The sequence below is a fragment of the Immundisolibacter sp. genome, assembly GCF_028696615.1.
Lineage (GTDB): Bacteria > Pseudomonadota > Gammaproteobacteria > Immundisolibacterales > Immundisolibacteraceae > Immundisolibacter.
Map to the genome: position 1 here is coordinate 1 of NZ_JAQVGQ010000200.1, position 4,921 is coordinate 4,921.

Below are 4,921 nucleotides of genomic sequence, written 5' to 3' on the forward strand. Positions count from 1 at the left end.
AGGTGGCGATGCCGACCGGCGGGCTCATGGCCAGCACCACGCCGAGCGTGGTGGCCACTCCCTTGCCGCCGGCAAAGCCAAAATAGAGCGGGTACAAATGCCCCAGAAAGGCCGCGAACATGACCGCGGCCAAACCCCAGGGCGGCAGATGCAGCGCGTGCGCGGCCAGCACCGGCAGCACGCCCTTCAGCACATCGCCGGCCAGGGTCAGAAACGCCGGCCACTTGCCGCCGATGCGCAGCACGTTGGTGGCGCCCGGATTGCGCGAGCCTTCGGTGCGCGGATCGGGCAGGCCGAGCAGGCGGCACACCAAAATGGCGGCCGACAGCGAGCCCAGCAGATAAGCAATGACAGCGACAGCCAGGGACACGATCGACATGCAGATGACCGAAACGGATGCGGCGCCCGCGCTCGCCGGGCGGTGGGCGCGCAGTTTAACGGTGCCGGGCCATGCCTGACCTGCCCATGCCGCCTGCCGAGGCGCTGGCACTGTCGGCGCGGTTGCTGGCGCGCATCCGGCACGTCATCGCCGGCGCCGGCGGGCGCATCGGCTTCGACGCTTACATGCGTCTTGCGCTGTACGAGCCGGCCCTCGGCTATTACGTCAATGGCCTGCGCAAGTTCGGCCCCGGCGGCGATTTCACCACCGCGCCGGAGCGCTCGCCGCTGTTCGCCCGCGCCTTGGCGCGCCAGGTGGCGCAGGTGCTGCAAGCACTGCCCGGCGGCGAGGTGCTGGAATTCGGGCCCGGCAGCGGCGCGCTGGCGGCGGAACTGCTGGCGGAACTCGACCGGCTCGGCTGCGCGCCGACGCGCTACCAGCTGCTCGAACTCAGCGCCGACCTGCAGCAGCGCCAGCGCGCCACCATCGCCGCGCGCGTGCCGCATCTGGTCGAGCGCGTGGTGTGGTTGCAGCAATTGCCGGACACGTTCTGCGGCGTGGCGATCGCCAACGAAGTGCTGGACGCCATGCCGGTGCGGCGCTTTTGTGTGCTGGCCGAAGGCATCGCCGAGCAGTACGTGACCGCCATGGCCGACGGCCTCGCGTTGGTGCCGGGCGCGCCGCAGGACGATCGCCTCGCCGCGCGCGTGGCCGGCATCGACCTGCCCGCCGGCTACGTGTCCGAGCTCAACATCACCGCCGAGGCCTGGCTGCGCAGCGTGTGCGAGCGGCTCGACACGGCCCTGCTGCTGCTGATCGATTACGGCTACCCGCGCGCCGAGTACTACCACCCGCAGCGCGCCACCGGCACGCTGCGCGCCCATTACCGCCAGCAGGCGCACGACGACGTGCTGCGCTGGCCGGGCCTGCAGGACATCACCGCGCACGTCGATTTCACCGCCATGGCCGAGGCCGCCAGCGCGGCGGGCGGCCAGATCGCCGGCTTTTCCAGCCAGGCGCAGTTCCTCATCGACTGCGGCCTGCCGCGGCTGCTGGAAGCGACCGATCCGGCCAGCGCCGATTACCTGGACCTCACGCTGCAGGCGCGGCAGCTGCTGCTGCCGCAGGCCATGGGCGAGGCCTTCAAAGTGCTGGCGGTCACCCGCGGGCTGGGTGACCTGCCATTGGTCGGCTTTCGACGGGGCGACCGCCGCCATCGGCTGTGAACACGAAAGGCGCAATACGCCGCGCGATTCCGCCCTACGCATACTGGGCGGCTCATAGTTTGTGAAGAAATGCGCGTCCTGCGCATTTCTTGCGTCGCCCGTCCGGTACACGCCCGGACGGGCTCGCGCGAATCACGCCCTTGTGGGCTCGATTCGCGTCCGGCCATCCCTGGCCGGCCTCGGAGCTTGAAAAATTTACAAGCTCTCAGTTCTCACCCAGGTCCCAGCATATCCGCCGGCCGGATCAGCCGGTCGAAGTCTTCTGCGCTCAGCAATCCCAGCGCCACTACGGCTTCTTTGAGCGTCAGGTTTTCGTGGTGGGCCTTTTTGGCGGCCTTGGCGGCGTTGTCGTAGCCGATGTGCGGGTTCAGCGCCGTCACCAGCATGAGGTTGCGCTCGAGGTATTCGGCGATCTGTTTTTCGTTGGCCACGGTGCCGGCGGCGCAGTGGTCGGCGAACGAGCGGCTGGCGTCGGACAGCAGGCGCACGGAGTGCAGCAGGTTGCGGATGATGAGCGGCTTGAAGACGTTCAGTTCCAGGTGCCCGCTGGCGCCGCCGAAGTTGATGGCGACGTCGTTGCCGAATACTTGCGCGGCGACCATGGTGAGCGCTTCGGACTGGGTCGGGTTGACCTTGCCGGGCATGATGGAGCTGCCGGGTTCGTTCTCGGGCAGGTACAGCTCGCCGATGCCGCAGCGCGGACCGGAGCCGAGCAGACGAAAGTCGTTGGCGATCTTCATGCAGGCGGCGGCGACGGTTTTGAGCGCGCCGCTCATCAGCACCAGGGCGTCGTGCGCGGCGAGCGCCGCGAATTTGTTGGGCGCGGAGACGAACGGCAGGCCGGTGAGCTCGGCGATGTGCGCGGCGACGGTGTCGGCGAACTTCGGATGCGTATTGAGGCCCGTGCCGACGGCGGTGCCGCCGATGGCGAGCTGGTAAAGCCGCGGCAGGGTGGTGGCCACCGCGTCGATGACGTCGTTCATCTGGTGCACGTAGCCGCTGAATTCCTGGCCGAGCGTGAGCGGCACGGCGTCCATCATGTGCGTGCGGCCGACCTTGATGATGGGCTCGAACTCGGCGGCTTTTTTGGCCAGCACGTCGCGCAGGTGCCGCAGCGCCGGCAGCAGGCGGTCGTGCACCTCGCGCGCGGCGGCGATGTGCATGGCGGTGGGGAAGGTGTCGTTCGACGACTGGCTCTTGTTGACGTCGTCGTTGGGGTGCACGGGCTTTTTGGAGCCGAGTTCGCCGCCCACCATCTCGATGGCGCGGTTGGCGATCACCTCGTTGACGTTCATGTTGCTCTGGGTGCCGGAGCCGGTCTGCCAGACCACCAGCGGGAAGTGGTCGTCGAGCTTGCCGGCGGCCACTTCGGCCGCGGCGCGGGCGATGAGCTCGGCCTTGTCCTGCGGCATGAGGCCGAGTTCGGCGTTGGTCAGCGCGGCGGCCTGCTTCAAGATGCCGAACGCGTGTATCACTTCGATCGGCATGCGCTCGCGCTCGCCGCCGATGGCGAAGAATTTCAGGCTGCGCGCGGTCTGGGCGCCCCAGTAGCGGTCGCTCGGGACCTCGAGTTCGCCCATGGTGTCGCGTTCGATGCGAATAGACATTGCCGTGCTCCGCGGTGGCTGCAGGGTGGAAAAGCCGCCGATTTTACTGGCCGGGCGGTGCGGTCGCGTCCGGCGGGCTTGGTAGCATGTGCGCCCTCGGGGAGGCGCTGCGAGGTTGGGTGCTTCCTGCTCCGGGTAGGGGCTTTTTGATGTAACCCATTGATTCACAGGTCGCCGTTCGGGCTCGTGCGGCGCGGCGGCGTTCGATCACGGCAGTCAGCGACAGGAGCGGGACGTGGATTTGGGACTCAAGGACCGTACAGCCATCGTGTGCGGGGCAAGTCAGGGCATGGGGCGGGCGATTGCCCACAGCCTCGCCGCCGAGGGGGCGCGGGTGCTGCTGGTGGCGCGCAGCGCCGACCGGCTGCAGGAGGCGCAGGCGCAGATCGCCGCCGCGGTGCCAGGCGCGCAGCTCGCCACCGTGGCGCTCGATCTGACCGCAGCCGACAGCGCCGCGGCGGCGGTGGATGCCGCGCGCAGCCGCTGGGGCCGGCTCGACGTGCTGGTCACCAACACCGGCGGGCCGCCGCCGGGGCAGCCGCTCGACCTCGACGACGACAAGTATTGGCTGGCCTACGAGCAGAACTTCATGAACGTGGTGCGCCTGTGCCGCCAGGCGGTACCGCTGATGCGCCAGCACGGCTACGGGCGCATCGTGAACGTGCTGGCGCTGTCGGTGCGGCAGATCGAGGACAACCTGGTGCTCTCATCCACCTCGCGCCTGGGCGTGGTGGCGTATGCGCGTTATTTGGCCGAGCAGGTGGCGCCGGACGGCATCACTGTCAACAACGTGTTGCCGGGCTCGATACACACTGAACGCCTGGGGCAGGTGGCGGCCATGCAGGCGCGCCATTTCGGGCGCGATCCGGACCGGGAGCTCGAGCTGCGGGCCCAGCGCGTGCCGATGAAGCGCCTGGGCCGGCCGCAGGAAATGGGCGACGTGGTGGCGTTTCTGGCCTCCGAGCGGGCGGCGTTCCTGACCGGGCTCAGCATTCCGGTGGACGGTGGCCAATTGCGGGCGGTGGTGTGAGGCCAGCGCTGATGGTTTCAGCGCTGGCCGGTCGGGGCAGGATGCCCCGGCCTGAATCGACGGCGTAACACGCCGTCGATTCAGGGAGCGCGGCGCGGGCCTGTACCGCGCCGCAGCGAAATGAAAAATTCCATGAATGGAATTTTTCATCAGTCATCGAGGCAAGACATGGACATTCAGGCGATCGTCGAGGATTTCTGGGCCAGCCGCGCGCGCGGCGTGTACTACCCGCCGCAGTGGTTCGACAAATTGACGCTCGATATGGCCTGCCGGGTGCAGCTCGGCCTGCTCGACAAGGCCGTCGCCGCCGGCGCCCGGCAGGTGGGCTGGAAGGTGGGCCTCACCGCGGCGGCCATCCGCGAGCAGTTTGGCGTGCATGAGCCGGTGTTCGGTTACCTGCTGGAGGAAGGTCGGCTCGACAGCGGCGTGGAGCTCGATCTTTCCACCTGGCAGGGCACCGGCTTCGAAAACGAGCTTTGCCTGCGCCTGGCCCGGCCGCTGCGCGGGCCGGGCGTGACCGTGCAGCAGGCGCGCGCGGCGCTGCGCGGCTGTCATCCGGCCATGGAGCTGGTGGAGAACCGCGGCGACTTTTCCGCCCAGCTCGCTGTGGCGGTGGCGGACAACGTGCAGCAGCGGGCGTTCGTGATCGGCCCCGAGGCGCCGCTGGCGGCCGACGCCG

Annotated in this window: 4 protein-coding genes and 1 pseudogene; 3 read left to right on the top strand and 2 right to left on the bottom strand. The window is 68.8% G+C overall.

Annotated elements, in window-relative coordinates; genetic code table 11:
* Positions 1-379, bottom strand: a 379-nt coding sequence (plsY, locus tag PHC73_RS11490) for a glycerol-3-phosphate 1-O-acyltransferase PlsY (protein ID WP_300128263.1), incomplete at its 3' end; no start/stop codon positions are given.
* 71 nt (positions 380-450) lie between these two features.
* On the opposite strand from plsY, the gene PHC73_RS11495 reads away from it, so the two are divergent.
* Entirely contained in the window at positions 451-1,605 is a 1,155-nt protein-coding gene (locus PHC73_RS11495; RefSeq protein WP_300128265.1) for an SAM-dependent methyltransferase, read from the top strand.
* A gap of 212 nt (positions 1,606-1,817) precedes the next feature.
* On the opposite strand, the gene fumC is transcribed toward PHC73_RS11495, so the two are convergent.
* On the bottom strand, positions 1,818-3,212 hold the full coding sequence (gene fumC / locus PHC73_RS11500) for a class II fumarate hydratase (RefSeq protein ID WP_300128267.1): 1,395 nt from the start codon (positions 3,210-3,212) through the stop codon (positions 1,818-1,820).
* A 235-nt stretch (positions 3,213-3,447) separates the two neighbouring features.
* Between fumC and PHC73_RS11505 the strand changes: the two genes are divergently transcribed.
* Together PHC73_RS11505 and PHC73_RS11510 are read left to right on the top strand one after the other, a co-directional pair.
* Positions 3,448-4,242, top strand: coding sequence for an SDR family oxidoreductase (locus PHC73_RS11505; protein WP_300128268.1), 795 nt, complete (start codon positions 3,448-3,450; stop codon positions 4,240-4,242).
* 168 nt (positions 4,243-4,410) lie between these two features.
* A pseudogene (locus tag PHC73_RS11510) lies at positions 4,411-4,921 on the top strand (hypothetical protein); the annotation flags it as partial.

Coding starts and splice junctions, on each gene's coding strand:
- fumC (WP_300128267.1), bottom strand. CDS start 3,212: ATGTCTATTCGCATCGAACGCGACACCATGGGCGAACTCGAGGTCCCG.
- PHC73_RS11495 (WP_300128265.1), top strand. CDS start 451: ATGCCTGACCTGCCCATGCCGCCTGCCGAGGCGCTGGCACTGTCGGCG.